The sequence below is a fragment of the Chitinilyticum aquatile DSM 21506 genome (genome assembly GCF_000430805.1).
Classification (GTDB): Bacteria; Pseudomonadota; Gammaproteobacteria; order Burkholderiales; family Chitinibacteraceae; genus Chitinilyticum; species Chitinilyticum aquatile.
In genome coordinates, this window is record NZ_AUMS01000016.1 from 1 (window position 1) to 24,485 (window position 24,485).

At 60.7% G+C, this 24,485-nt stretch carries 24 protein-coding genes and 1 rRNA gene; 7 read left to right on the forward strand and 18 right to left on the reverse strand.

Annotated features, from left to right (window positions below):
- The first annotated feature begins 36 nt into the window (after positions 1–36).
- A 5S ribosomal RNA gene (gene rrf / locus H559_RS0111345) occupies positions 37–150 on the forward strand.
- Positions 151–368: 218 nt separating this feature from the next.
- Positions 369–1,283 (forward strand): phosphotransferase, encoded by a 915-nt coding sequence (locus tag H559_RS20055; RefSeq protein ID WP_162143320.1) that lies wholly within the window; start codon positions 369–371, stop codon positions 1,281–1,283.
- 14 nt (positions 1,284–1,297) lie between these two features.
- Here H559_RS20055 and H559_RS0111355 read toward each other — a convergent pair whose 3' ends face one another.
- The 9 genes from H559_RS0111355 to H559_RS20060 form a co-directional block, all read right to left on the reverse strand.
- A complete protein-coding gene (locus H559_RS0111355; protein ID WP_028452808.1) occupies positions 1,298–2,026 on the reverse strand; it encodes an amino acid ABC transporter ATP-binding protein in 729 nt (242 codons plus the stop codon).
- A 24-nt stretch (positions 2,027–2,050) separates the two neighbouring features.
- A complete protein-coding gene (locus tag H559_RS0111360; RefSeq protein WP_051279344.1) occupies positions 2,051–2,704 on the reverse strand; it encodes an amino acid ABC transporter permease in 654 nt (217 codons plus the stop codon).
- A gap of 1 nt (position 2,705) precedes the next feature.
- Complete coding sequence (locus H559_RS0111365; RefSeq protein ID WP_028452810.1) at positions 2,706–3,443, reverse strand: amino acid ABC transporter permease; 738 nt, start codon at positions 3,441–3,443, stop codon at positions 2,706–2,708.
- Between the two features lie 81 nt (positions 3,444–3,524).
- Positions 3,525–4,409 (reverse strand): transporter substrate-binding domain-containing protein, encoded by an 885-nt coding sequence (locus H559_RS0111370; protein WP_034640961.1) that lies wholly within the window; start codon positions 4,407–4,409, stop codon positions 3,525–3,527.
- A 176-nt stretch (positions 4,410–4,585) separates the two neighbouring features.
- Positions 4,586–5,326 carry an amino acid ABC transporter ATP-binding protein gene (locus tag H559_RS0111375; protein ID WP_028452812.1) on the reverse strand — a complete coding sequence of 247 codons (741 nt, stop codon included), beginning with the start codon at positions 5,324–5,326 and terminating at the stop codon, positions 4,586–4,588.
- Positions 5,327–5,400: 74 nt separating this feature from the next.
- Positions 5,401–6,216 carry a 16S rRNA (adenine(1518)-N(6)/adenine(1519)-N(6))-dimethyltransferase RsmA gene (rsmA, locus tag H559_RS0111380; protein ID WP_028452813.1) on the reverse strand — a complete coding sequence of 272 codons (816 nt, stop codon included), beginning with the start codon at positions 6,214–6,216 and terminating at the stop codon, positions 5,401–5,403.
- A gap of 9 nt (positions 6,217–6,225) precedes the next feature.
- Complete coding sequence (gene pdxA, locus H559_RS0111385) at positions 6,226–7,236, reverse strand: 4-hydroxythreonine-4-phosphate dehydrogenase PdxA (RefSeq protein WP_211230932.1); 1,011 nt, start codon at positions 7,234–7,236, stop codon at positions 6,226–6,228.
- A gap of 8 nt (positions 7,237–7,244) precedes the next feature.
- Positions 7,245–8,525 (reverse strand): peptidylprolyl isomerase, encoded by a 1,281-nt coding sequence (locus H559_RS0111390; protein WP_028452815.1) that lies wholly within the window; start codon positions 8,523–8,525, stop codon positions 7,245–7,247.
- Between the two features lie 4 nt (positions 8,526–8,529).
- Positions 8,530–10,704: an LPS-assembly protein LptD gene (locus tag H559_RS20060; protein WP_051279346.1), complete on the reverse strand. Its 2,175-nt coding sequence runs from the start codon at positions 10,702–10,704 to the stop codon at positions 8,530–8,532.
- Between the two features lie 62 nt (positions 10,705–10,766).
- Here H559_RS20060 and H559_RS0111400 point away from each other — a divergent pair, with 62 nt between their 5' ends.
- The 4 genes from H559_RS0111400 (at position 10,767) to tkt (ending at position 16,575) form a co-directional block, all read left to right on the forward strand.
- Positions 10,767–11,774, forward strand: coding sequence for an aminoglycoside phosphotransferase family protein (locus H559_RS0111400; protein ID WP_034640965.1), 1,008 nt, complete (start codon positions 10,767–10,769; stop codon positions 11,772–11,774).
- 48 nt (positions 11,775–11,822) lie between these two features.
- A complete protein-coding gene (murU, locus tag H559_RS0111405) occupies positions 11,823–12,521 on the forward strand; it encodes an N-acetylmuramate alpha-1-phosphate uridylyltransferase MurU (RefSeq protein WP_028452817.1) in 699 nt (232 codons plus the stop codon).
- Between the two features lie 144 nt (positions 12,522–12,665).
- Positions 12,666–14,381 carry a PHA/PHB synthase family protein gene (locus H559_RS0111410; RefSeq protein ID WP_211230933.1) on the forward strand — a complete coding sequence of 572 codons (1,716 nt, stop codon included), beginning with the start codon at positions 12,666–12,668 and terminating at the stop codon, positions 14,379–14,381.
- Between the two features lie 193 nt (positions 14,382–14,574).
- A complete protein-coding gene (gene tkt, locus H559_RS0111415) occupies positions 14,575–16,575 on the forward strand; it encodes a transketolase (protein WP_028452819.1) in 2,001 nt (666 codons plus the stop codon).
- Positions 16,576–16,728: 153 nt separating this feature from the next.
- On the opposite strand, the gene H559_RS21765 is transcribed toward tkt, so the two are convergent.
- The 4 genes from H559_RS21765 to H559_RS0111435 form a co-directional block, all read right to left on the reverse strand.
- A complete protein-coding gene (locus tag H559_RS21765) occupies positions 16,729–18,468 on the reverse strand; it encodes a sensor domain-containing diguanylate cyclase (protein ID WP_051279350.1) in 1,740 nt (579 codons plus the stop codon).
- 189 nt (positions 18,469–18,657) lie between these two features.
- Positions 18,658–19,200: a hypothetical protein gene (locus H559_RS0111425; RefSeq protein ID WP_028452820.1), complete on the reverse strand. Its 543-nt coding sequence runs from the start codon at positions 19,198–19,200 to the stop codon at positions 18,658–18,660.
- A 104-nt stretch (positions 19,201–19,304) separates the two neighbouring features.
- On the reverse strand, positions 19,305–19,883 hold the full coding sequence (locus H559_RS0111430; RefSeq protein WP_081413019.1) for a DUF2628 domain-containing protein: 579 nt from the start codon (positions 19,881–19,883) through the stop codon (positions 19,305–19,307).
- Positions 19,884–20,076: 193 nt separating this feature from the next.
- Positions 20,077–21,186, reverse strand: a complete 1,110-nt coding sequence (locus H559_RS0111435; protein WP_028452822.1) for a patatin-like phospholipase family protein — start codon at positions 21,184–21,186, stop codon at positions 20,077–20,079.
- A gap of 188 nt (positions 21,187–21,374) precedes the next feature.
- Here H559_RS0111435 and H559_RS0111440 point away from each other — a divergent pair, with 188 nt between their 5' ends.
- On the forward strand, positions 21,375–21,716 hold the full coding sequence (locus tag H559_RS0111440; RefSeq protein WP_028452823.1) for a DMT family protein: 342 nt from the start codon (positions 21,375–21,377) through the stop codon (positions 21,714–21,716).
- 72 nt (positions 21,717–21,788) lie between these two features.
- On the opposite strand, the gene H559_RS0111445 is transcribed toward H559_RS0111440, so the two are convergent.
- The 5 genes from H559_RS0111445 to H559_RS0111465 form a co-directional block, all read right to left on the reverse strand.
- Entirely contained in the window at positions 21,789–22,058 is a 270-nt protein-coding gene (locus H559_RS0111445) for a hypothetical protein (protein ID WP_028452824.1), read from the reverse strand.
- Positions 22,059–22,150: 92 nt separating this feature from the next.
- On the reverse strand, positions 22,151–22,597 hold the full coding sequence (locus tag H559_RS0111450; RefSeq protein ID WP_028452825.1) for an MEKHLA domain-containing protein: 447 nt from the start codon (positions 22,595–22,597) through the stop codon (positions 22,151–22,153).
- 107 nt (positions 22,598–22,704) lie between these two features.
- Entirely contained in the window at positions 22,705–23,196 is a 492-nt protein-coding gene (locus H559_RS0111455) for a DNA-deoxyinosine glycosylase (RefSeq protein ID WP_034640969.1), read from the reverse strand.
- Positions 23,193–23,669 (reverse strand): NanQ anomerase/TabA/YiaL family protein, encoded by a 477-nt coding sequence (locus H559_RS20070; RefSeq protein ID WP_034640972.1) that lies wholly within the window; start codon positions 23,667–23,669, stop codon positions 23,193–23,195. The genes H559_RS0111455 and H559_RS20070 overlap by 4 nt, the downstream gene beginning before the upstream one ends.
- 105 nt (positions 23,670–23,774) lie before the next feature.
- Positions 23,775–24,410, reverse strand: a complete 636-nt coding sequence (locus H559_RS0111465) for a pyrimidine 5'-nucleotidase (protein ID WP_028452827.1) — start codon at positions 24,408–24,410, stop codon at positions 23,775–23,777.
- Positions 24,411–24,485: the final 75 nt, after the last annotated feature.

Sequence of the window (24,485 nt, forward strand, 5' to 3'; positions counted from 1 at the left end):
ACATCAAGCAGGAGTGCGACATGCAAACAGTTATAGTCTGGTGACCTTAGCGAGGTGGTCCCACCCCTTCCCATCCCGAACAGGACGGTGAAACGCCTCAGCGCCGATGATAGTGCGGAATGCCCGTGTGAAAGTAGGACATCGCCAGACTCCCCATGGAAAGCCCCGATCAGCAATGGTCGGGGCTTTTTGCTTTGGGCGCGTGAGGCGCTGAAGAGGGTATAGATCCGTAGCGTATTTATTCCATGGGGGAGCTTGAGGATACGGCATGGCGTATCGAAGCTGCGCGCATAAACGTGCACAAGCCCGGCAAAGTCATGCAGGGTTGGTTTGCCGACAATGTAGTGCACCTCTCACCGGAGAAAACCATGGCCCTCAGCCTCTATGCCCAGTCTGCACAAGACTGGTTTGCCGCATCCTGTGCGTCACCAATACTTGAACTGACGGAAATCGCCGGCTTTTATGGCCATGCAGTGATTATCAAGGCGCCACCACACTCCTGTGTCGTAAAGTTTGCATTTCAGGATGGGCGAGTCGCCAAGGAGATCGCTGCATTGCAGCGATTACGGCCACACAGTGTGCTTCCCATGCCGGAGGTGCTGGCATCGGGAGTGCGCAGCATAGGAGGCAAGGATGTCGGGATGCTGGTGCTGGATTATTTGCCTGGCAAGGCCCCCTGGGATATCCAGCCTGATGCAGCGAGGATTGTTGCGCTCTCTGACAGCTTTGTCGAAGCCATGCTGCATCTGCACCAGCAGTCCAATCCGGCGGGATACGAGTTGCCAGATGGTGGATTTACCCAGTCACTGATTGCGGCTTTTTCCGACTGGAATCGTGCGGCGCATGCTTATTCGCAGGCAGCCGATTCGCCTTTCAGTCCAGTATTGCGCGTATCGCTGCAGGCACTCTGGGAGTTGCGGCATGACGTGCTCGGACCGATTGATCGCGATGCCTCATCGCTGGTACACGATGATCCGCATGCCGGTAATTTCCTGTTTGATCCGGTAACGTGCCTGCCGATGGCGATGCTTGATCCCTGCGATGTGGCCTTCCGTCATCGTGAACAGGATCTGTTCCATCTTGCCGATGTGCGCCCGGAATGGGGCTTGTTCGAGCGCTATGTGAGCGCCTGCCCATTGCATGCCGGCCATGAGCAGCGGCGCTGGTTTTTCTCGATCTGGGATGACGTGAAGCACTGCCTGAATCGCGGCTGGTATGACGAAGACTGGTTTGTCGCGAAATTTGATCGTCTTGCGGCGAGCGGGGTCAGACTCGGGGCCTGACCCGCCGGGTGGGCTTAGTGCTGGAGGATTTTGGAGAGGAATTGCTGGGCGCGTTCCGAATGGGGGGCGCCGAAAAATTCATCCTTGCCGGCATCTTCAACAATCTGACCGTGGTCCATGAAAATGACGCGGCTGGCGACGCGCCGCGCGAAGCCCATCTCGTGCGTTACGCACATCATCGTCATGCCTTCCTGCGCCAGTTCGGTCATGACATCGAGTACTTCGTTGATCATTTCCGGATCAAGAGCCGAAGTCGGTTCGTCAAACAGCATCGCAATCGGATCCATGGCCAGTGCACGCGCAATGGCAACCCGCTGCTGCTGGCCGCCGGAGAGCTGACCGGGGAATTTGGCCGCCTGGGCTTTCAGGCCCACACGATCAAGCAATTGCAGCCCTTTCTGATGAGCCTCATCCATGCTGCGGCCCAGCACCTTGACCTGGGCAAGACACAAATTCTCGGTGATCGACAGATGGGGGAACAGTTCGAAATGCTGGAACACCATGCCGACCTTGGAGCGCAGGCGAGGCAGATTGGTTTTGGGGTCGCCTACCGAAATGCCGTCGACAATGATGCTGCCAGCCTGAAAGGGCTCCAAGCCATTGACGCACTTGATCAGCGTGGATTTGCCCGAGCCGGAGGGGCCGCAGACAACGACAACTTCACCCTTGCTGACCTGGGTGCTGCAATCGGCAAGAACCTGGAACTGGCCATACCACTTGCTGACTTTTTCAATCTGGATCATGAGTTCGTTTCCTTGGTGAACCGCTCAGCGGATCACGGCAATGCGTTTGTGCAGGCGTTTAAGCAGCATCGAAACCGGAAAGCAGACGCAGAAATAAGCCAGCGCCGCAAAGGTGTACATTTCGGTCATTGCGCCATTGTTGCTGGCGACGACGACGGTGCTGCCCATGAAATCCTTGATGCCGATAATGGTGACAAGCGAGCTGTCCTGGAACAGTACGACGGTTTGCGTCAGCAGGACCGGCAGCATGTTGCGGAAGGCCTGCGGCAGCAGGATGTAGCGCATGGTCTGCGGGTAGGTCAGTCCCAGCGCGTAAGCGGCAGATACCTGCCCGCGCGAAATAGACTGGATGCCGGCGCGGATGATTTCGCTGTAATACGCCGCTTCAAACAGGGTGAACGTGATGAACACCGATTTGTCCGGGCCGATGGATAGGCCGAAATAGGGCAGCAGGAAATAAAACCAGAAGATCACCAGTACCAGCGGCACCGAGCGGAACAGGTTCACATAGCCGGCCGCAAACAGCGACAACGGCTTGAAGGAGGATAAGCGCGCCAGTGCCAGCAGGCAGCCGATGACGATGCCGCCAGCCATGGCCGTGCCGGTCAGCGTCAGCGAATAGAGCATGCCGTCCAGCAGCATCTCGCGGTTGTCAGCAATGAGTTGCCAGTCAATCATCTCAGCGGCCTCCACCAATCATGCCGGGAACGCGCGCTTTCTTTTCCAGCCAGGCCATGCCGCGATTCACTGCGAAGGCGAGCATCATGTAGAGCACGGTGGCTGCTGCGATACTCACGATCACTTCATTGGAATACTCGACCATCTGCTTCATCTGGAACGTGAGCTCGGTCAGGCCGATGGCCAGGGCGGCGGCTGAATTCTTGAAAATATTCATGAATTCGCTGGTCAGTGGCGGGATCACGACGCGGAAAGCCTGCGGCAGGATAACCAGCCGATAGGTCTGTGGCAGTGAGAAACCCAGCGCCAGTGCTGCGTTCTTCTGTCCGCGCGGCAGCGACAGGATGCCGGACTTTACCTGTTCAGCAACACGGGCTGCGGTGAACCAGCCCAGCCCGAGTGCTGCGGTGATGAATTCGGGGTAGGGCATGTCCTGCTTCATCCAGCGGCCGATTTCGGCTGGCAGCAATTCTGGCCAGACGAAGAACCAGAAGAACAGTTGGACCAGCAGCGGGATGTTGCGGAACACCTCGACATAGGCATCGCCCAGTAGCGCGAGCGGGCGATAGGGAACGGTGCGTAGTACCCCGACAATGCTGCCTACCAGCAGGGCGATGGCCCAGCCGGTGAGCGCAGTGGCCAGCGTCCATTGCAGGCCGGTCGCCAGCATGGTCCAGTACGGCCCGTCACCGGTGGGGGACTCCTGCAGAAAAATGCCCCAGTCGAGATTGATGGTCATGAGTATTCCGATGTTGCTTCAGGGTATTGCTTTGCAGCCCTCTGAAAGAGAGGGCTGCGGCCAGATACCTTCAGGATGCCTTTAGATGCCCTTGTCGCTTGGATTCTTGAGCATGTCTTTCATCTTGTCGGACATCGGCATGTTCAGATTGACACCCTTCGGCGGGATAGGCGAGGTGAACCACTTGGCATAGATCTTCTCGATTTCCGGCGACTTGTAGACGGCAGTCAGTGTGCTGTCGACCAGTTTCTTGAATTGCGGATCATCCTTGCGCAGCATGATGCCGTAGGGCTCGCCGGACAGCACTTCACCGATAACCACGAAATCCTTCGGGTTCTTGCTGGCGGCAATCTTGGCGGCGAGCAGCGTGTCATCCATCACGAAGGCGGCCGCACGGTCGGTTTCCACCATCAGGAAGGATTCGTCATGATCCTTGCCATAGAGGTTCTTCACGTCGATGTTTTTGCCTTTTTCGTGCTGCTTGATGTAACGGTCCGACGTGGTGCCGGTGGTGGTTACGACCGGTTTGCCGTTCAGATCCGCCACGCTCTTGATGCCGGAATTGGCCTTGACCGCCATGCGCACGTTCACCCAGAACATGTTCACACCAAAGGCGACCTGTTTCTGGCGCTCCACGCTGTTGGTGGTCGAGCCGCATTCGAGGTCGATCGTGCCGTTCTGCATCAGCGGAATGCGGGTTTGCGAGGTGACCGGCTGATAGACCACGTCCAGCGATTTCAGCTTCAGTTCTTTCTGCACCTGATCGACGATCTTGTTGCACAGATCCACCGAGTAGCCGACATATTGCTTGTTGCCAACGAGGAAGGAGAAAGGCTGCGAAGCGTCACGTACCCCTACGACAATGCGGCCACTGTCCTTGATTTTCTTGAGTGTGCCGGTCAGTTCTTCGGCGTGGGCCGTGCCAAGCACGGACAAGGCCAGAGCAAGGGGGAGCAGTGCTTTCATTGCGGTTCTCCGTAAGGGGGGAATGGGCTGTGCAGAGTATAACCAAGCGTCAGCCGGTCTGCCTCTGGGGAAATGCCGTAGATTCTGCTTTTTTGCCTTATGACAAGAAAAAAGGCTGCAGGGTATGGGCCTGCAGCCTTTTCACATGTTGCCGTGCGCGTGGATACGCTGCCTGGTTATTGGTGCAGCGGAGCAAGAATCTGGCGCAGGAACTGTCGCGCGCGTTCGGTCTGCGGGTTGGTGAAGAAATCGTCCGGCTTGGCGTCTTCGACAATTTCGCCGTGGTCGAGAAAGATGACACGGTCAGCCACTTCGCGGGCGAAGCCCATTTCATGCGTGACGACCATCATGGTCATGCCGGATTCGGCCAATTGCTTCATCACGGCCAGCACCTCGCCGATCATTTCCGGGTCGAGCGCGGAGGTGGGTTCGTCGAAGAGCATCACGTGCGGGTTCATCGCCAGGCCGCGGGCAATTGCCACGCGCTGCTGCTGGCCGCCCGACAGATTGGCCGGGTAGGCATCCTTCTTGTTGGCGAGGCCCACGCGCTCGAGCAGTTCCATGGCGGTACGCTCGGCCAGATCCTTCGGCACTTTCTTGACCTGGATGGGGGCCAGCGTGATGTTGTCGAGCACCGAGAGGTGGGGGTAAAGATTGAAATGCTGGAAGACGAAGCCGACTTCCTCGCGCAGCTTGTTGATGTCGGTGCGCGGGTCATTGGCGCGCACGCCGTCCACCCAGATTTCGCCGTCATTGATTGGCTCGAGCTGGTTGATCGTGCGGATCAGTGTGGATTTGCCCGAGCCCGACGGCCCGCAGACCACGACGACTTCGCCCTGCCGGACTTCCAGATTGATATTTTTCAGCACGTGGTGGTCACGGCCATACCATTTGTTGACGTTGACGAAGCGGATCATCGGGGCGACGTTGGAGTTCATAGCATGGTCCGGATTGTAAAGGGCTGGGCGGGCGGGCGGCTTCAGGACTATCCCTAGTTCCTGTGCGCCACACGACCCGGATGTTTTTGTGCCAGCCAGTTGGCCAGGCTGACGTAATCGGCAACGCTGAGGTTTTCCGGCCGGTCACCGGGCTTGAGTCCCAGATCTTCCAGCTCTTCCGCGCTGGCGATGCCTTTCAGGTTGTTGCGCAGTGTCTTGCGGCGCTGCGCGAACGCGGCGACAACCAGTTGCTCGAACAGTTCGTAATCGCTGGCGGGATGCGGCGGCGCAGGCCAGGGCACCATGCGCACGACGGCGGAATCGACCTTGGGGGGCGGATAGAACGACTCCGGCGGCACATCGATGATGTGATCCATCAGGTAGCGGTACTGCAGCATGATGGACAGGCGGCCGTAATCCGGGGTCGAGGGTTCGGCCACCATGCGGTCGACGACTTCCTTCTGCAGCATGAAGTGCATGTCGTGGATGACATCGCCGAAGCTGGCCAGATGGAAGAGCAGCGGCGTGGAGATGTTGTAGGGCAGGTTGCCGACCAGCTTGACGCGGCCGCCGGGCTTGAGCTGGCGTGCCAGGGCGCCGAAATCGAATTCCAGCGCATCGGCGTTGTGGATGACGAGGCGCTCGGGCGGGAAGCGCTGGCTCAGGTGGCTGACGATGTCGCGGTCGATTTCGACCACGTGCAGCTGCGGTACGCGCGCGAGCAGCGGCTCGGTCAGCGCGGCCAGGCCCGGCCCGATTTCGATGATGACGTCGTCGGCCTGCGGATCGGTGGCATTGATGATGTCGGCGATGACGCCCTGATCCTGCAGGAAATTCTGGCCGAAGCGTTTGCGTGGAATATGGCTCATGGAGGCAGCTTAATGGTTGGCAGTGGTGGCCCGGTTCCGCGCCAGCTGGCTGGCCAGACGGGTGGCGGTCAGCAGGCTGCCGGGGTCGGCGCGGCCGGTGCCAGCCAGATCCAGCGCGGTGCCGTGATCCACCGAAGTGCGGATGAAGGGCAGGCCCAGGGTGATGTTGACCCCCTGTCCGAAAGTGGCGTGCTTGAGTACGGGCAGGCCCTGGTCGTGGTACATGGCCAGTACGGCATCGCCCTGGACGAGCACCGGCGGATTGAACAGTGTGTCGGCTGGCAGTGGTCCGATCAGCTGCATGCCTTCCGCCCGGAGTTCATCGAGTACGGGAATGATGACGTCGATTTCTTCGCGTCCCATGTGGCCGGATTCGCCGGCGTGGGGATTCAGCCCTGCCACCAGAATGCGGGGAGAGGCGAGGCCGAATTTCTGCTGCAAATCCTTGTGCAGGATGCGCAGTGTGGTGCTCAGGCTGCCTGCCGTGATTGCAGCGGGAACGTCCTTCAGCGGCAGGTGTGTGGTCGCCAGTGCAACGCGCAGCGCCTGGCCGTCGCGGGTGTCGCCGGCAAGCATCATCACGACCTGCGGCGTGCCGCTGTGTTCGGCTAGGTATTCGGTGTGACCGCTGAAATGGCGGTCGGCAATGCCCTCGTTGATGACGCCCTTGTGGATGGGGGCGGTGACCATGGCCGCAAAGCGGCCGTCAAGGCAGCCGGAGATGGCCATGTCGAGCGTGGCAAGTACATATGCTGCATTGCCCGGATCAAGCTGGCCCGGTACGGCTGGCCAGGCGAGCGGGATGTTTGCGATGCTGACTGCCGCGCGGAGGCCGGGCTGGTAGGCCGGATAGTCGCAGGGCAGTCCGAGCTGTGCGGCGCGAGCCTCAAGCATGGCCCGGTTGCCAATCAGGATAATCGGGTGTTCTATGGGTATATCACTGCAACCTAATTGCAGCGATATTTCCGGGCCGATACCCCCTGGTTCGCCCGTGGTTATCGCCAGGGGGGGCATCTGCATGTCCGGCATTATTCGTCTTTCAGGCGATAGACCACATAGGCCTTGTCGCGCAGCTGGCGCAGCCAGTCTTCATACTGTTCTTCGGCCTTGCGCTGGCGGATTTCCATGCGCAGCTTGGCGCGTTCGCGGTCTTTGGTGACATCCTGGTCGCGGCGCTCTTCGACCTGGATCAGGTGCAGGCCGAATGGCGAGCGGACCGGCTGGCTGACTTCGCCAATCGCCAGCGCATTCATCGCTTCTTCGAACTGCGGGACGGTTTCGCCCGGGCTGATCCAGCCCAGATCGCCCCCCTTGGCTGCGGTGCCGTCGTCGGAATAGAGCTTGGCCAGATCGGCAAATTTCTCACCCTGCTGGATGCGTGTGCGCAGCTGGGTCAGCTTGCGGCGGGCGTCGTTCTCGGAAACCAGCTCGTTCGAGCGCAGCAGGATGTGCCGGACGTGGGTCTGTTTCACCACGACATTTTCACTCTGGGTGCGCTTGCCGTTCAGGCGGAACACGTGGAAGCCGCCCGGAGTACGCACGACATCCGTGATGCCGTTGACCGGAGTCTTGTTCAGCAGATTCACAAACGGTGCCGGCAGTGATGCCGACGGGCGCCAGCCCAGGCTGCCGCCCTTGCCGAAGTCGCCGCTGGCGCTGTATGTGGCCGAAACGGTCGCGAAATCGCGGCCGTTCACCAGTTCGCGCCGGGCTTCGTTGATCTTGACCCGCGCGGCCTGGATCTGTTCGGGGCTGGCGTTGTCGGGAACAGGTATATAGATCTGGGACAGGTCGTATTCGACCGGGGCGTTGCCTTCGGCCAATTTGATGTAGTCGTCGAGTTCGGCCTCGGAAACCTGCACCTGGCTCTCGACTTCGCGTTCGCGCAGGCGCCCCAGCAGCATCTGCTGGCGGATACTCTCGCGGAACTGCTTCCAGTCGAGGCCATTTTCTTCAACACGCACGCGGAATTCCGGCAGTGACAGGTTGTTCTGCGCGGCAATGCGGGCAAGCCCGTTTTCCAGCGCGCTGTCATCGATGCGCAGGCCGATGTCCTGTGCGCGCTGCAGTTGCACCTGTTCCAGAATCAGGTTGTCCAGCACCTTTTCCTGCAGGACATCCGTCGGCGGGATTTCGGCCTTGCGCTGGCGCAGGCTGGCACGGACTTCCTCGACGCGTTGATTCAGTTCCTGCTGGGTGATGGCACTGCGGTTGACGATGGCGACCACGCGATCGACGGTGGCGATGGCTGCCTGACTGAACGGACTGCACAGTGCAGCTGCCAGCAGCAGCGGGGCAAACGGTTTCATTGACTTACCTCGTGCGCAGGGGATTGGTGCGGAAAATGTTCGCATAGTTGGGGATGGATTGCTGGATGGTCTTGACCGGGTTCGACCCGACGCCGCCGAGTCCGCTGAGTTCCAGCACGGCAAAGTAGTTGATCTGGTATTCGCCGTTATTGGTCGGATAGCGCTGTGCCGCCAGGCGCAAGCCCCAGCAGCCGGCGTTGTATTCCAGCCCGGCCAGGGTTTCCAGGCTGCTGTGATCCAGCAGCGAATAGCTGTACATGCCGACGGCGTACCAGCCACCGCCCAGCGCCCATTGTCCGGACGCGGTGACCTGCTCGACATCGGAGACCCGGTTCATCAGATAGCGCAGATTCAGCGCTTTGTACTCATCCGGAGTCCAGCTCAGGTTGAGGTTGGCGCGCTGGGTTACCGCATTCTGGAAGTTGTATTGCAGGTCGTAACTGGTGCCGAAATCATGGAAGCGGCTGCTGAATGAGAAGAGGGTGTCCGCGGTTGAATCACTGGTGTTGTTGCCGGAGAGGCCCACTTTGGGTTGCGTAAAATAGATGCGTTGCCCGACTCCGATCTGCAGTAGCTCCACACCCTGATCGGCATCGAAAATACGGGAAGTCAGCGCCAGGGTCAGGTCATTGGCGTCATTGATGCGGTCATGACCCGTGAAACGGTTTTCCATGAACATGCGCGAGAAGGTCAGGTCTGCTTCACCGGTATCGAACAGGGGGATGTTGCTCTGATCCTTGTATGGCACATACAGGTAGTAAGCGCGTGGCTCCAGCGTCTGGATGAAGCCGAGGTCACCAAACGACGCTTCGCGTTCAAAAAACAGGCCGGAATCCAGGCTCGCGATGGGGAGAGTACGGTCAATCGTCTGGGCCGGAGTGCTGCCCAGTTTTTCCAGCCGGTACTGTGTGGCGTCCAGCGAAAGCTTGGGAGTGACAAAGCTGTAGCCGTTCACGAATGGCGCACTGATCGTGGGGTGAACCCATGAACGCCAGCCGGAGATGGCGTTGTCTTTCTGGAAGTCCGTTGCTTCCGCAGTCAGGCTGGTAGTCAGGTATTTGCTCAATACCGGATTGGCGGTAAAGGTCAGTTGCGGGGCCAGGTCGTAGGCCGGCGTGATCGGATTGATATTGCTTTGCAGGGTCTGGAAAGTTTCCCAGCGCGCACTGGCATTCCACCAATTCGCTGAATAGGTCAGCAGCCCATCCCTTGGCAAGGAAGTCTGCGAACTGGCTTCCAGCGAATTGCCGAAATCGTTGAAGTAATTGTCATCAGAGACTTTCTGCCAGTCGATGGCCAGCCGCAGCCGGTCGGTAATGTTCTGCTGGTGCTGGAACAGGATGCTGTAGCGGTTCATGTCCGCTTCGCGATCCTTGATGCCTTCCGCGCGCAGGATGCCGGCAAAGCTGGGGTACAGATAGCGGAACTCGCCTCCCATCATCAGACCGCGCTTGCCATGAAGGGCTGGGGTGATGGTGGCGTCGTAATTCGGCGCGATATCCCAGTAGAAAGGGGCGCTCAGCTCAAGGCCGTTGCTTTTGCTGTAACCGAAGGTCGGCATCAGAAAGCCCGTCTTGCGATTGTCGTTCAGCGGAAAATCGGCCCAGGGGTAGTAGGCGAGTGGAACGCCCTTGAATTCAAACCAGCCATTCCAGGCTTCGCCGACACCATCGACGTAATCGAGGTTCAACTCGCTGGCATGCATGTACCAGTCGTCATTGCCGGCGGCGCAGGTTGTGAAGCTGCCGTTCTTGACGCGATATTTGTCCTGGCCTTCGAAGAACAGCGTTTTCCCGGTGCCGCGTGCAGTGCCCAGCGACATCGTGTACTCCGGATTTTCCAGTTCGCCGATGCGCTCGTCGACGGCCATGTCCAGGCGGGAGCCGACCAGCACGTCACCGTTTTGCGTGATTTTCACGCGGTCGCCGGCGTGCATCTGGCCGCTGACCAGATTGTATTTGACCCAGTCGCTTTCCGAGTACAAGCCGCCCTGGGTGATCTGGACGTTGCCTTCGGCATAGGCCGACTGCCCCTGCCTGACCTCGGCGCGATCTGCCTCGAGCAGGATGGGGAGTTCGTCCTGTGGCGTGCCGGCATCGCTGGCATGCGCCAGTTGCAGGGTGGCCAGGGCCAGTGAAATCAGGGTCAGCGAAAAGGGTGGGGTGCAGGGCACACGCATGTGAGCCATTCGGGCAATGATAGAATCAGCGGATTCTAGCAGCATTTACCGGATAATCCGCAATGAACGCATCTCTCCCTCAGCAACAAATTCTCACCCTGATTTCAGATACTTTGCACCGCAGCGTCAAGAAGCTTGAGGTGGCGGCATCGGATGCCAGTATCCGGCAGTACTGGCGTGCCAGTCTGGATGATGGCCGCGACATCATTGTCATGCAGGCCGATCCCGCGCAATTCGATGTGCGCCCCTTCCTTGCGCGGCAAGCCGAGCTGGCGGCGGCAGGCCTGCCGGTGCCGGCCGTGCTGGGCAATGCGCCGGAGCAGGGGCTGGTGTTGCTGGAAGATCTGGGCACGACCGAACTGGCCAGTGTGATTACAGCGCAGAATGCCCAGGACTGGTATCGCCGCGCGATTGATCTGCTGGTGCAGATGCAGACGGCCTTGCCGGCTGCGCACCTGCCGCCCTTCGATGCCGCATTCCAGCAGCGCGAAATGGACATTTGCCGCGAATGGTATTTTCCGCAACAGCTGGGCGTCGAGCTGGCGGATGCCGATCTGGCCACCTGGCAGCGCAGCACCGCGCTGATCGTGGCACGCAATCTGCAGCAAGCGCCGCATTTCATGCATCGTGATTTCCATGCCCGCAACCTGATGGTGCAGGGCGATGCCTTGCGCCTGATCGATTTTCAGGATGCCGTGGCTGGTCCGCTCAGCTACGATCTGGTGTCGCTCCTGCGGGATGCCTACCTCGACTGGGAAGAGGCCTTCGTGCTCGATCTGGCGATCCGTTACTGGGAAAAAGCCAGGGCGGCCGGCTTGCCGGTCGATGCCGATTTTGCCGAGTTTTATCGTGCTTTTGAGTGGCAGGGCCTGCAGCGCCATCTGAAAATTCTCGGCCTTTTTGCCCGTCTCAAGTACCGCGACGGCAAGGAGCGCTATCAGACCGATATTCCGCGCGTGCTCAATTACGTCACCAAGGTCTGCGAGCGCTATGTCGAACTTGGCGCGCTGGCGCGGCTGCTGCGCAAGCTGCATGGTGAGCAGGCGCAGCAGGTTGGCTATACATTCTGATGTATTTATTTACAGCCCAATAATCTTAAAGGCTTCAGGTATATACCCATGAAAGCAATGATTCTGGCCGCCGGCCGTGGCGAGCGCATGCGGCCGCTGACTGACCATACTCCGAAGCCCCTGCTGCTGGCCGGCGGCCAGCCGTTGATTGTCCGGCATCTGCAGCGACTGGCCGCGGCCGGAGTGCGCGAGCTGGTCATCAATCACGCCTGGCTGGGCGAACAGATCGAGGCGGCTCTTGGTGATGGCAGCCGCTGGGGTGTGGCGATCCGCTATTCGCCGGAAGGTCAGGCGCTGGAAACCGCTGCCGGCATCGCCCGCGCACTTCCGCTGCTGGGAGACGAACCCTTTCTGGTGCTCAACGGCGATGTGCTGTGCGACGTCGATGTGGCGCAACTGCAGACCAGAGCGGCAGTGTTGCCGCCGGGGGGCGCGCATCTGCTGCTGGTGCCCAAAGCGGGCTATCCCACCGGACGGGATCTGACGCTGGACGCCGATGGTCGCGTGCGAGCATGCCACGAGGGCGATACGCCCTATACCTTCTGCGGCGTGGCAGCCTATCACCCCGCGTTTTTCGCGCGCGTGCCGCACGATGAGCCTTCGCCGCTCCTGCCCTGGCTGCTGGAAGCGATGGCCGCCGGGCGCGTCAGCGGCGAATGCCATCGCGGCATCTGGCTGGATGTAGGAACCGTCGAGCGGTTGGCCGAGGCTGACCGGATCTTGCGCGGCGGCGAACATGCGTTGTGACGTGATGATTGGGCCTTAGCCGGGGTAAACGTGGTCTGCAGCTTCTCAAGTGCTGGAAGGCCGGAAAGCAGGCGGTTGCCGGCATTGTTTTTTGTTGCAGTGCAACTAAAATGAAAGCTGCCTGTTTCCAAGCCGGAGCACGTCATGGCGCTGCAAACGTTTTACCGCGAACAATCCGCACGCACGTCGGAGCTGCAGCACAAGCTGCGGCAGATGTTCGACCCGTTCGGTCTTTTCACCACCTCGCTGAAAGCCCAGCAAGCCTGGCTGACGCACCCGGAGGAATTGCAGAACGTGCTGAGCGTCTACTGCAATGACTCGATCCGCTGGTACCGCTTTACCGCCGGGCGCTGGCTGGGCGAGGAAGATACCGATACCTTTCCGCCGAATCCCGAAGATACCCGTTTCGCTGATCCGGTCTGGCGTGATTCCCCGCTGTGGGACGGCATCAAGGAATGGTATCTGATGAACACACGCTGGCTGCAGGACACGCTGTATGCCACGCCGGACATGTGCTGTCAGGAGCAGAGCCGCACCGCCTTCTGGCTGCGGCAATGGCTCAACGCGGTGGCGCCGACCAATTTCCTGCTGACCAATCCGGTGGCGATGGCCAATGCGCTGGCGACCAATGGTGAAAGCCTGGCGCGCGGCCTGCAGAATTTTGCCCGCGATGCCCAGCGCGGCGACATCAGCATGACCGATCTGGACGCCTTCAGGGTCGGCGAAAACCTGGCCACGACGCCGGGAGCGGTGGTCTATCGCGGGCGGCTGCTCGAGGTGCTGCATTACGAAGCCACGACGCCCACAGTGCATGCGGTACCCATCGTCATCGTCTCGCCCTGGATCAACAAGTTCTACATCCTTGACCTCAACGAGAAGAAGTCTCTGATCAAATACCTGGTCGACCAGGGCTTTTCCGTCTTCGTTACCAGCTGGAAAAATCCCGGCCCGGATGACCGCGCACTGAGCTTTGATGACTATCTGCAGGATGGCGTTGCGCAGATCATCGATGTCGCCCGCGAGATTTCCGGTGCGGACAAGGTCAATCTGGTCGGCTACTGTATCGGCGGCACGCTGGTATCGACCTACCTGGCTTGGGCCAACCGCAGGATGCCCGGGCAGGTTCCGGTGAATTCGGCTACGCTCTTGACCACACTGACCGATTTCGAGCGTCCCGGCGACATCGAAGTCTTCATCGACGAAGAGGGTCTGGCCTTCATCGACAAGCAGATGGAAGGCAAGGGCTATCTCGACGGCAAGGAAATGGCCTCCAGCTTCCGCATGCTGCGTGCCAATAGCCTGATCTGGAATTACTGGGTCGACAATTACCTGATGGGTAATACGCCGATGGCGTTCGACGTGCTGTTCTGGAACATGGACACCACCCGCATGCCGCAGGCAATGCATCACTACTACCTGCACGAACTGTACTGGCACAACAAGCTGGTGCAGCCCGATGCCCTCACGATCGCCGGCGAGAAAATCGATCTCGGCCAGATCTGCCAGCCGCTCTATATGGTCAGCACCGAAGAAGACCACATCGCCCCGTGGTTGCAGACCTGGAAACTGATTGACCGGGTCAGTGCGCCGGTGACCTTTACGCTGTCCACGTCCGGCCACATTCTCGGCATCATCAACCCGCCAGGCCCCACCTCCAAGCGCAGTTACTGGCAGGGCTCCCCCGCCAAAGGGCTGGCGCCCGATGCCTGGCTTGCCGGTCAGGAAAAAGTGGCTGGCTCGTGGTGGCCGAACTGGGTGGAGTGGCTGCGCCCGCAGTCGGGAACGCAGCACAAGCCCAAGCTCGCCAGCCGCAAGCATCCGCAGCTGGATGCCGCACCGGGTCTCTACGTCAAGGAATAAGCCCGCGTGGCAGCCGATCCGCACCGTCCCCGGTGCGGATTCTTTTTTGCGCCAGCGCAACGCCGCTGACACGCGACTCGTGTTAAAAATGTCGCTGTGCTTAATCCGTGTTTAATCCGGTTGTTCTTCCCTGTAGCCCTCACGGATAATGCTGCAGGTCTCGTACCCTTTCAAACTGTGTAGAGGAATATCAATGGCAACGCGTACCGATCTCGCCAATGCCATCCGCGCCCTGGCGATGGATGCTGTTCAGAAAGCCAACTCCGGTCACCCCGGCATGCCGATGGGCATGGCTGAAATCGGTCTGGCGCTGTGGGGCAACGGCAACTACCGCCACAACCCGCAGAACCCGCAATGGGCCAACCGCGACCGCTTCGTGCTGTCCAATGGTCACGGCTCCATGCTGCAATACGCGATGCTGCACCTGACCGGCTACGACGTCAGCATCGACGACGTGAAGAACTTCCGCCAGCTGCACTCCAAGACTCCGGGTCACCCGGAAGTCCACTACACCCCGGGCGTGGAAACCACCACCGGCCCGCTGGGTCAGGGCATTACCAATGCCGTCGGCATGGCGCTGGCCGAAAAGCTGCTGGCCAAGGAATTCAACAAGCCGGGCCTCGACATTGTTGACCACAATACCTGGGTGTTCCTGGGTGACGGCTGCCTGATGGAAGGCGTTTCGCACGAAGCCTGCGCGCTGGCCGGCGTGTGGCAACTGGGCAAGCTGATTGCCTTCTGGGACGACAACGGCATTTCCATCGACGGTCACGTCGAAGGCTGGTTCAACGAAGACATTCCGAAGCGCTTCGAATCCTATGGCTGGCAAGTGATTCCGGCCGTGGACGGCCACGATGTTGACGCTCTGGAAGCCGCCATCGCGGCAGCCAAGGCCGAGCCGAACAAGCCGACCCTGATCTGCTGCAAGACCATTATCGGCAAGGGCAGCCCGAACAAGGCCGCCAGCCACGATTGCCACGGCGCTCCGCTGGGCAACGACGAAATCGCCGCCACCCGCGCCGCCATTGGCTGGACTCACGAACCGTTCGTGATTCCCGCCGACGTGTACGCCGGCTGGGACAAGAAGGAAGCCGGTGCCAAGTGGGAAGGCGAGTGGAACGCGCTGTTCGCCAAATACTCTGCCCAATTCCCGGCTGAGGCTGCCGAATTCACCCGCCGCATGAAGGGCGAGCTGCCGACCAACTGGCAGGAACTGGTGAAGAACGCCGTAGCTGAAGCCAATGCCAAGGCTGAAACCATCGCTACCCGCAAGGCCAGCCAGAACGCCATCCAGGCCTTTGCGCCGAACGTTGCTGAACTGCTGGGTGGCTCCGCCGACCTGACCGGCTCCAACCTGACTGCATGGAAGGGTGCTGAAAGCCTGAAGGTTGTAAATGGCGAGATCTCCGGCCGTCACATCAGCTATGGCGTGCGCGAATTCGGCATGAGCGCGATCATGAACGGTATCGTTCTGCACGGCGGCTATCGTCCGTACGGCGGCACCTTCCTGATGTTCTGCGAATACGCCCTGAACGCGCTGCGCATGGCCGCGCTGATGAAGACCAACAACATCTTCGTTTACACCCACGACTCCATCGGTCTGGGCGAAGATGGTCCGACTCACCAGCCGGTTGAACAGCTGCAGACCCTGCGCTGCATCCCGAACATGAACGTATGGCGTCCGGCCGATACCGTTGAATCGGTACAAGCCTGGGCTGACGCGATCGAACAGCGTTCGACACCGTCCTCGCTGATCTTCAGCCGTCAGAACCTGCCGTTCCTGGCCCGCAACGACGAGCAGATCGCCAACATCCGCAAGGGTGGTTACGTGCTGCGCGACGCGGCCGACGCCAAGGTGGTGCTGATTGCGACTGGTTCCGAAGTTGAAGTGGTCGTGAAGGCTGCCGAAGCTCTGGCTGCGGAAGGCATTGCTGCCCGCGTGGTGTCCATGCCGTCGACCAATGTGTTCGACAAGCAGGATGCCGCCTACAAGGCCTCCGTGCTGCCGGCCGGTGTTCCGCGTCTGGCTGTTGAAGCCGCGACCAGTGATTTCTGGCGCAAGTACGTCGGCCTGGAAGGTGACGTGGTCGGTATCGACACCTTCGGTGAATCCGCTCCGGCCGGTACGCTGTTCAAGCTGTACGGCTTCACTGCAGAAAATGTCGTGGCTCGCGCCAAGGCACTGCTGAAGTAAGCACAGCACGGCAAACGCAAAAAAGGGAGCTCCGGCTCCCCTTTTTGTTGTGCCAATACAGGTTAATGGTGTGGCTTTGCTTGGGTATATCTCTACAGCCTTTTGAAATGAATGGCTGTGGCTACATATGTAAGCGGGTATGTTGCCCGGTGTTCAGGCCTCGTCGCTGACGTGGTCGCAGGCTGTCATCACCCTGTCACGGCCTGCTGCCTTGGCGGCATACAGTGCGGTATCGGCCCGGTTGAGCAGCAGTTCGCCATTGTCGGCATGCAGCGGGAAGCTGGCTACGCCCAGCGACAGTGTCACCTGCACGCTGATCCCCTCAACATCCAGTGCAAAGGCAGCAAAACCTTCGCGCCAGCTCTCCGCCCGCTTGACCGCGTCAGCAAGCTGCGCACCGGGCAGCACGATGGCGAATTCCTCGCCGCCGTAGCGGCAGGCGACATCCTCGCCGCGACTGCGCGCGCGCAGGTAGGCGCCGAGTGCCCGCAGCACGTCGTCGCCCGTCTTGTGGCCGAAGCGGTCGTTGACCTGCTTGAAATGATCGACGTCGAGCATGATCACGCTCAGCGGCTGCTTGTCACGAATCGCGCGGGCAATTTCACGCTCCAGCGTTTCCTCAAGGTAGCGGCGGTTGAAGAGGCCCGTGAGCGCATCGCGGATCGCCTGCTCGCGCAGCTGTCCCTGCAGGGCGGCAATGCGCTGGTACTGCAGCTGCAGCTGTTCGTGCGCGCGCCGCAGTTCGACCTGCACCTGGCGCTGTTCGGTGATGTCGTTGCCGATGCTGAGGATTTCGGTGAGCTGGCCGTGTTCGTCGCGCAGTGCCTGGTTGGTCCACAGCATCCAGACGCGCCGGCCGTCGCGGCACAGGTTTTCGTTCACATGCACGGCAAACTCTTCCGGTGTCTGCAACAGCTGCGCCAGCAACTCGGCCAGATTGCGCCGCGTGCTTTCCACTTCGGGCAGCAGTGTGCCGAGCAGCGGACGGCCGATCAGTTCGTCCGGCGCGAAGCCGAAATAGCTTTCCGCGTAATGATTGATGAAGCTGATGTGGCCGGCAGGATCGAGTCGCAGGATGATGCTGCGCGCCGACTGCACCAGTTCGCGGTACTGGTCGGCATCGGCCCGGCGCGCGGCCTCTTCGGCCTTGCGGCCGGAAATGTCGCTGATCACGCCTTCGCGCGCGATGATCTTGCCCTCGCTGTCTTCCACCAGCCAGGCCTGTTCGTGCACCCAGCGCGGAATGCCGTCACGGTGCAGCAGGCGGTATTCGATGCCATAGCCTTCGCCGGAAGCCAGCGCAATCGCGTGTGCCTCGCGGTGATCCGGGTGAATCAGCGCCTGGAAGGGCGGCGCGTGCTGCGGCCAGTCGCTGGCGGCAAAACCGGTCAGATGATCCGCGCCGTGGCTCACGTAGTCCAGCTGCCAGCTATTGGCCGGTGTGCAGCGGTAGGCCATGCCGGGCATGTTGGCGAGCAGCGCATCAAGCTGCTGGCGGGTGCGGGAGAGCTCAAGCCGGGTGGCGTTGCTGCGCTCGTCAAACAGCGTCAGTACGCATTCTTCGTCGCCGATCTTCAGGCGGCGCACCGCAGCGCGGACGGGAACGACAGGGCCGGCGGGGTCGCGCAGCTCCAGATCGATGTGGGCGACGCTGTCGGGCTGGCGCAATTGTAGCTGCAGGCCGGCGCGGCCCAGCGGCATGCTGTAGAAATCGTCGGCGCGGTAGTTGTCGCGCAGCTGTTCCTGACTGAGCCCCGAGCGGGCAATGGCAGCCTGGTTGGCGTAAAGGAAGGCGCCATCCGTCAGTCGCGTCAGGGTCAGCGGCAAGGGGAGCGAGTCCAGCAGGGTTTGCCAGACAGTGGGATGCAGATCAGGAGAGTCGTGCGCGGACAAAGCCGGCTCCGGTCAATCGGGTCAGGATGCCGTCATCCTAGCAGATGGCCGGGCAAAATGGCGCGGCAAGCCGCGCCGTCTGGCCGAAGCGGATCGAGAGCGGGGCAGTGTATTCCTGATCTTGCCGATGACGGTTTGCACCGGGGACTGCAGGGTGTTTGCCGCGCAGCCCTGGTTTTCCGCGACTGGCTAGCTGGCTGTGCCGGGAATGACCGTTTTCAGGATGTCGCTGATCCTGGGCTGCCAAGTAGCCGTCGTGCTGGCGGGATAGCTGACGGTGAGAATGCTGAAGATTCCGCCACGCTGGAAACCGTGCTCATAGATGATCTTGTCGTCTTTGGCGCTGACCAGCATGTACCAGCTGCCGCCTTCGTGTGTTTCCTTCACGCTGGCCTTGGTGGCTTCCTGCGCAGCCTTGCGGGTTTTGGCAAAATCCGGCAATGACTGCCCCTGGTCGGGAAGGGCTTCAAAGCTCATCACGACGCTGCCGTCGGCGCTCTTGAAGCGGTTGCCGGTTTCAGAACCGGCTTCGGCGACCAGCTCGTTCGGGTAATCGATCTGAGCCTGGTATTTGGCGATCTGGTAACGCGTCCACCCGGCCTGCGGCGGATTGGCGGCCGGAACGGTCGCCGAAGTGGCCACAGTCGAGGCCTCGGTGGGCACGCTGCTGTCGCCGCAGCCTGCCAGCAGCAGGGCCAGCGCGAAGCTGCCCAGGGTCAGTTGTGTTTTCATCTCATCCTCCATGGTGCGTCCGCACCTGCGGTCGTGCCGCTTTGTTGTTCATGTCGGCACATCTTATCAGAGGAGGTTCAGCTAGGCAGCAGCACAAACGGGTATTACCACCTTGGCATGAAGTGAGTCGATGGGGGGAGAGTTTTGTCTGGTAGCTCTTTACTGGCAAGGCTTATGTGCGAATACCCTCTTGCTTCGATGGCATGCCGATGCGGTATTCCAGTCACCATCAATGTTGCGATAAATAGACTGAACTGCAGGGCAATGAAGAGCAACAAAATTCCGAGTACAGCAAGCCAGCTGACGCCCCCTTGTCGAGCAAGAGCTGCTGCCTGTCGATGTGCTGGCAGCTTGCGAATAGCCTTGGACTGGCGAGTGATGTGGCGCTGGTACCAATGATTGCCATACATGCCGAACAAGATCATCGTGATCAAATTGACTGCCGTACCAGTACCTGATGGGAGCTCGAGCTTCAATTGGATGAAATGTCCAACTACTGCAAAAAGAATAAACAGCACACAGTAGAAGTACATTTTGCGATAAGCCAGCCACAAAATAACCAAGAAAAAAGCCGCCCAATTCCAGCCAGGATTTTTACGCGCCCAGCGTTCGGCGTAATAGCGGTCATATTTCGGGCCTACCAGTCCAGCGAGCAGCGATTGACCGGTTGCGGGCTGGGTCAGGTTACAGGCTGGGGGGCATAAGGATTGAGCGCAGTTTTGATCGCGCTACCTGTTGTGAAGGCCTTGCCGCATTGTTTGCACACGGTGGCGTGCGGTGGATTCGGATGACCGCATCGAGATGTCATGGCAGCTTACTTATTATTGGCTGGCCGCCCGTGCGGGCCGCCAGCCTCAGATGGGTCAAAGAAACGGTTTACTTGCCGTGAATGGCCCTGCGGCGCTGCGCCAGAAAGGTGCTGGCCTGCTGGCGGCCGTTTTCGATCAGCCGGTTGATATTGGCCGGGCTGCGGTCCAGCTTGCTTTCGTAGTCCAGCGTGTCGACCAGGTCATCCGACATTTCGATGAAGGGGATGGTGTACGCTGCATCGGGCTGGTCGCGGTAGCATTTCGGGATCAGTACCGGGTGGGTGATGTCGAACCTGGCCAGCATTTCCGGGCGGAAGGCATCCATGAGGATCATGTCGTTGACCCACGCCAGGCTGGTGAGCTGCTGGAAGAGCGACATGTTGCCGATCATCTCGTTGCGGCGGTCGGCGATGTCTTCCGGTGTGTGCGGTACTTCGTTGCAGCCGGTGGGGTTGATCTTGATGACCCACAGTTCGTCGGGAATATTGCTGGCACCAACATATTTCGGTCGCACCAGCTCGTCGAGCGGCGGGTTGTCGGAGAAAAGGCCATCCCAGTAGGCGAATCCTTCAAATTCGACCGCGGGGAAGATGTTCGGTACGGCGCAGGAAGACAGCAGGTGTTCGATGCGGATGGCTTCTTCGCGGGAATTGAATTTGCGCAGTTTGCCGCTGAGCACTTCGGCGGCGCCCAGCAACAGTGCCGGAGCATCGGGCTGGGCGCCCCAGCGCAGCAGCTCGTCAAAATCCAGGTGTTTTCGCAGCAGCGCCGGAAAGTCGGTGAATTCCGGGCGCAGGCCACTGGTGGAGAGGCTCATCATCAGCTTCGCCAGCGGGTCGGACGGGCTCATGTTGATCTGCGGCAGGTGGCCCTTGCTGGTGGCGCGCAGTGATTCGATGATGCTGTGGTTGAAGTGCTGTTCGGCTGAGCTCTGTGCCGTGTTGTCGTGCCAGAAATCCAGCAGGCGGCGGGTGGGATTGGCATCCCCCTTCATCAGCGCATACCACAGCAGTGTCGCGCACAGCGCGCCGCCGGAAGTGCCCGAGAGGCTGACGATCTGGAAATCATCCTGCACCCGGTGCTCGAACAAGGCCTCCAGTACCCCGGCGGTGAATGCGGTCTGGCTGCCGCCGCCCTGGCAGGCGATGGCAATCTTGCGGCGTGACTTGGTAGGCATGCGAGGTTTCTCGGTGTTGGGTATCGCAGCAGCTTAATCTTTCCTTTCTGGATATGCCAGTGCAGGGGCGGACGTGTTTCTTTGTCGCCACCATCTGCCTGCTGCAGGTGTTTTGTCTGCCAGAGGCGGGCATTTCCGGGCAAGAGGCGTAAAATTCCCCGCTCCCGAAAATCACTGTCCGATTCGCCATGCCCGCCGCGCTTTCTACCGTTTTGCTGCTGATCTGCTCCAACCTTTTCATGACTTTTGCCTGGTACGCCCACCTCAAGCATGGCCAGACCAAGCCCTGGCTGCTGATGGTGTTCATGAGCTGGGGCATCGCCCTGTTCGAATACCTGCTGATGGTGCCGGCCAACCGCATCGGTTTTCAGGTCTTCAGCCTGGCGCAGCTGAAAATCATGCAGGAGGTGATTGCCCTGTCGGTATTCATCCCGTTTGCCGTGCTCTACATGAAGGAGCCGTTCAACTGGAATTATGTGTGGGCGGCCGCCTGCATGGTCGGCGCGGTGTTCTTCATGTTTCGTGCCTGATGGGTATCTGCCTGTAGCCATTTATTTTTAATGGTCGCAGGCAGATATGGCTATGGGTATATATTGGCCGAATCATCGGGGCCGCTGTGGCAGTGGTGCGAATTCTTCGCGCCAGGCCAGCGTGGCGTTGCTCAGGTAGGCGGGAATGTCACTGTCGCGCAGGTAGTCCGGGAAGAAGGGGCGCGGGATACGATCCGGCGAGGCTTGCGGTACGTGGCGCAGACCCAGCAGGATCAGCAACAGGCGCAGGAAAGGATCGGGGCGGTACATGGTGCTCTCCTTGTCGGCTGCCGCAATGGCGCGGCAATAGGCTTTGAGCAAGCCCCGTGCCAGTGTCGACATGCTCCGGAGAGCCTGTTTTGCGCGGGATGGCACGGTTCGAACCTTCTTGCGTGCACCAGCGGCGGGCAGGATGCGGCAGCGCCGCACCGCGATCAGGCATCGCACCAGCGCCGGTAGCAGGCTGCTTGGCCGTGGCATGCGCCGTGCTCATCAAGCAGATTCCAGACCGTGACATCCTCGATCCAGAACCGGCGGCCGGATTTGGCGATGCGCAAGCCACGATAGCCGGTGGCGTAGCCTTGCCGGCTTACCGCATCGAGCAGTGCCTGGCGCTCGTCGCGGTCGGGTGCGGCTGCGGAAAGGCGTGAAGGCAGACCGACGAGTTCGTCTGCGCTGTATTCGAAACAGCACTGTACGGTCCGATTGGCAAAGATGAAGCGCGGATCATCGCCGCCGTCGTGCGCGAGTACGCAGAACGGGGCTTCGTTCTGCAGCCAGTGTGCGGCCGCGCTGGCCGGCAGATCGGGTGGCAGCAGGCTGGAGCCAAGCAGGCGCTCATGGCTGGCGAGGATGAGATCGGTGAGCTGCGTGTGCGTCATGGGGTGGAGTTCCGAAAGCAGGAAGGCAAATGGTTCTGCCCGGCGTTGTTTCGCCTTGCCGTGCAGTGTGTGGTCTGCGGCTGTGCGCCTTGTGCCAGAACGTGTGCTCATCGATTCAGCACGGGAGCCAGTGCGTGCTGCCAGTGCGCGAGCTTGTCGGCGAGCGGAAGCGTCAGTGCCGGGCTGGTCGAAGGCAGGATGCACAGGCGGCTGTCCGCGCCGAGCTGCTGGCGGGCGAGGCGGCCTGCTGTCTGGCCGTTGCAGGCAATGCATTGCACCTGTGGCAGTCCGGCGAGCAGTTCTCCCAGCGGGTTGGGGGCGACCTCGCGCAGCGCGGTATCGAGGCTGCCGCGCCGCGTGGCGCGGCCCACCGTATCCCACAGGCCGATGCCGCAGGCCAGCAGGGCGGCATAGCGCGCTGGCCACGCCAGCTCAGGCAGTTGTCTGCCGGTCAGAGTGGCCATGATGGGCCAGAAGGCATTGCGCGGGTGTGCGTAGTATTCGCCGGCAGCGAGCGAGGCGTCGCCGGGCAGGCTGCCCAGCACCAGGATGCGACAGCCTTCTGCCACAACTGGTGCGAAGCTGGCCTTGTGCATCATTCGTCGAATTCATCGAGAAGGGCCGCATCGATCTTGATGACGACCTTGCGGATGGCCTGTGGCCCGGCCACCGTGCGGCAGGGCTTGTGCAGCTCGCCGGGGTAAAATATGGCGAACATGCCGGCCGTGAGCAGCAGGCGAGATTCCTGCGGCTGCGGATGCACGAAGGCGATGTCGCGCTCGGCCAGCTGGTCGGTGACGCGCGGGAGGTCGGGATTGGCCGGGCAGAAGCCGATGGCTTCCTCGCCGCTCAGCAGGTACTGGATATCGATGTAACGTGCATGGAATTCCGGCATGCCGGTGTCCCAGGGCTGTGTCTGCGGTTCCTGCACGATGGCAATCAGCCGGTCGCCTTCCAGCGGATAGCGGCCCGGCGCCATCGGGGAAAAATCGGTGTTGCGCAGGTAATCAAGCGCCCGCGCGATGGCGGCGGGAAGCGGTGGCTGGCGGTGCTGCAGGTGGCTGAGATACATGGCAGGGATGGACGATGGCTTGGCCCGCCAGCATACCGCAGTGTGTTGCGGCGATGAAGGTTTGCCGGTGGCATGAAAAGGCTGGCGCGCTATCCGCACTGAGGTTCAGCGCTTCAGTGCGGGCAGTTCGCACAGGCGCCGTATGACGCGGTCGGCTGCGGGATGGCGACGGCCGCTGCGGTTGAGCCAGACGGTGCGCATGCCCAGCCGCCTGGCCGTCAGCAGATTGTCCGCGCTGTCCTCGACCAGTGTGCAGTCGTGCGGTGCGAGCCGGAAGTGACGCAGCACATGGCGGTAGGCGGCCGGCAGCGGCTTCGGCGTGAGTTTCAGCGTGTCGATGGCGGCGATGCCGTCGAATTCATGTTCGATGCGCAGTGCGGCCAGCATCGTCCGCGCGTAGGCCAGCGGGCCGTTGGTGAACAGAATTTTGCGGCCGTGCAGGCGCCGCAGTGTCTGGCGCAGTCCGGGCATCGGATGTACTTCGCGCAGCAATTCGTCCAGCGGATGGCAGGCCGCCAGAAAGTGATGCGGGTCGATGTGCGGGTGATGACGGCGAAGTCCGAGCAGGGTGGCACCGTAGCGCTGCCAGTAGTGCACGCGCAGATGGTTGGCGTCCTGCCGGGAGAGCTGCAACTCTTCCATCAGGTAGCACGTCATCGCACTGTCGATCACCGGGAAGGCATGCCGGCTGGCGTGGTGCAGCGTGTTGTCGAGGTCGAACAGCCAGACGGTGGAGTGCATGAAGGGCGGGCCAGAAGAAAACGGGGCGATGGTAGCCCCGTTTCGGTGTAGTGAATAGCCTTGCCTGATATGGGC

Coding starts and splice junctions, on each gene's coding strand:
- H559_RS0111355 (WP_028452808.1), bottom strand. CDS start 2,026: ATGATCCAGATTGAAAAAGTCAGCAAGTGGTATGGCCAGTTCCAGGTT.
- rsmA (WP_028452813.1), bottom strand. CDS start 6,216: ATGAGCCATATTCCACGCAAACGCTTCGGCCAGAATTTCCTGCAGGAT.
- H559_RS0111390 (WP_028452815.1), bottom strand. CDS start 8,525: ATGAAACCGTTTGCCCCGCTGCTGCTGGCAGCTGCACTGTGCAGTCCG.
- H559_RS0111445 (WP_028452824.1), bottom strand. CDS start 22,058: ATGTCGACACTGGCACGGGGCTTGCTCAAAGCCTATTGCCGCGCCATT.
- tkt (WP_028452819.1), top strand. CDS start 14,575: ATGGCAACGCGTACCGATCTCGCCAATGCCATCCGCGCCCTGGCGATG.
- H559_RS0111375 (WP_028452812.1), bottom strand. CDS start 5,326: ATGATCCGCTTCGTCAACGTCAACAAATGGTATGGCCGTGACCACCAC.
- pdxA (WP_211230932.1), bottom strand. CDS start 7,236: ATGCAGATGCCCCCCCTGGCGATAACCACGGGCGAACCAGGGGGTATC.
- H559_RS0111360 (WP_051279344.1), bottom strand. CDS start 2,704: ATGATTGACTGGCAACTCATTGCTGACAACCGCGAGATGCTGCTGGAC.
- H559_RS0111450 (WP_028452825.1), bottom strand. CDS start 22,597: ATGACGCACACGCAGCTCACCGATCTCATCCTCGCCAGCCATGAGCGC.
- H559_RS0111435 (WP_028452822.1), bottom strand. CDS start 21,186: ATGCCTACCAAGTCACGCCGCAAGATTGCCATCGCCTGCCAGGGCGGC.
- H559_RS0111365 (WP_028452810.1), bottom strand. CDS start 3,443: ATGACCATCAATCTCGACTGGGGCATTTTTCTGCAGGAGTCCCCCACC.
- H559_RS20055 (WP_162143320.1), top strand. CDS start 369: ATGGCCCTCAGCCTCTATGCCCAGTCTGCACAAGACTGGTTTGCCGCA.
- H559_RS20070 (WP_034640972.1), bottom strand. CDS start 23,669: ATGTATCTCAGCCACCTGCAGCACCGCCAGCCACCGCTTCCCGCCGCC.
- H559_RS20060 (WP_051279346.1), bottom strand. CDS start 10,704: ATGCGTGTGCCCTGCACCCCACCCTTTTCGCTGACCCTGATTTCACTG.
- murU (WP_028452817.1), top strand. CDS start 11,823: ATGAAAGCAATGATTCTGGCCGCCGGCCGTGGCGAGCGCATGCGGCCG.
- H559_RS0111465 (WP_028452827.1), bottom strand. CDS start 24,410: ATGCACTCCACCGTCTGGCTGTTCGACCTCGACAACACGCTGCACCAC.
- H559_RS0111400 (WP_034640965.1), top strand. CDS start 10,767: ATGAACGCATCTCTCCCTCAGCAACAAATTCTCACCCTGATTTCAGAT.
- H559_RS0111410 (WP_211230933.1), top strand. CDS start 12,666: ATGGCGCTGCAAACGTTTTACCGCGAACAATCCGCACGCACGTCGGAG.
- H559_RS0111425 (WP_028452820.1), bottom strand. CDS start 19,200: ATGAAAACACAACTGACCCTGGGCAGCTTCGCGCTGGCCCTGCTGCTG.
- H559_RS0111440 (WP_028452823.1), top strand. CDS start 21,375: ATGCCCGCCGCGCTTTCTACCGTTTTGCTGCTGATCTGCTCCAACCTT.
- H559_RS0111455 (WP_034640969.1), bottom strand. CDS start 23,196: ATGATGCACAAGGCCAGCTTCGCACCAGTTGTGGCAGAAGGCTGTCGC.
- H559_RS0111370 (WP_034640961.1), bottom strand. CDS start 4,409: ATGAAAGCACTGCTCCCCCTTGCTCTGGCCTTGTCCGTGCTTGGCACG.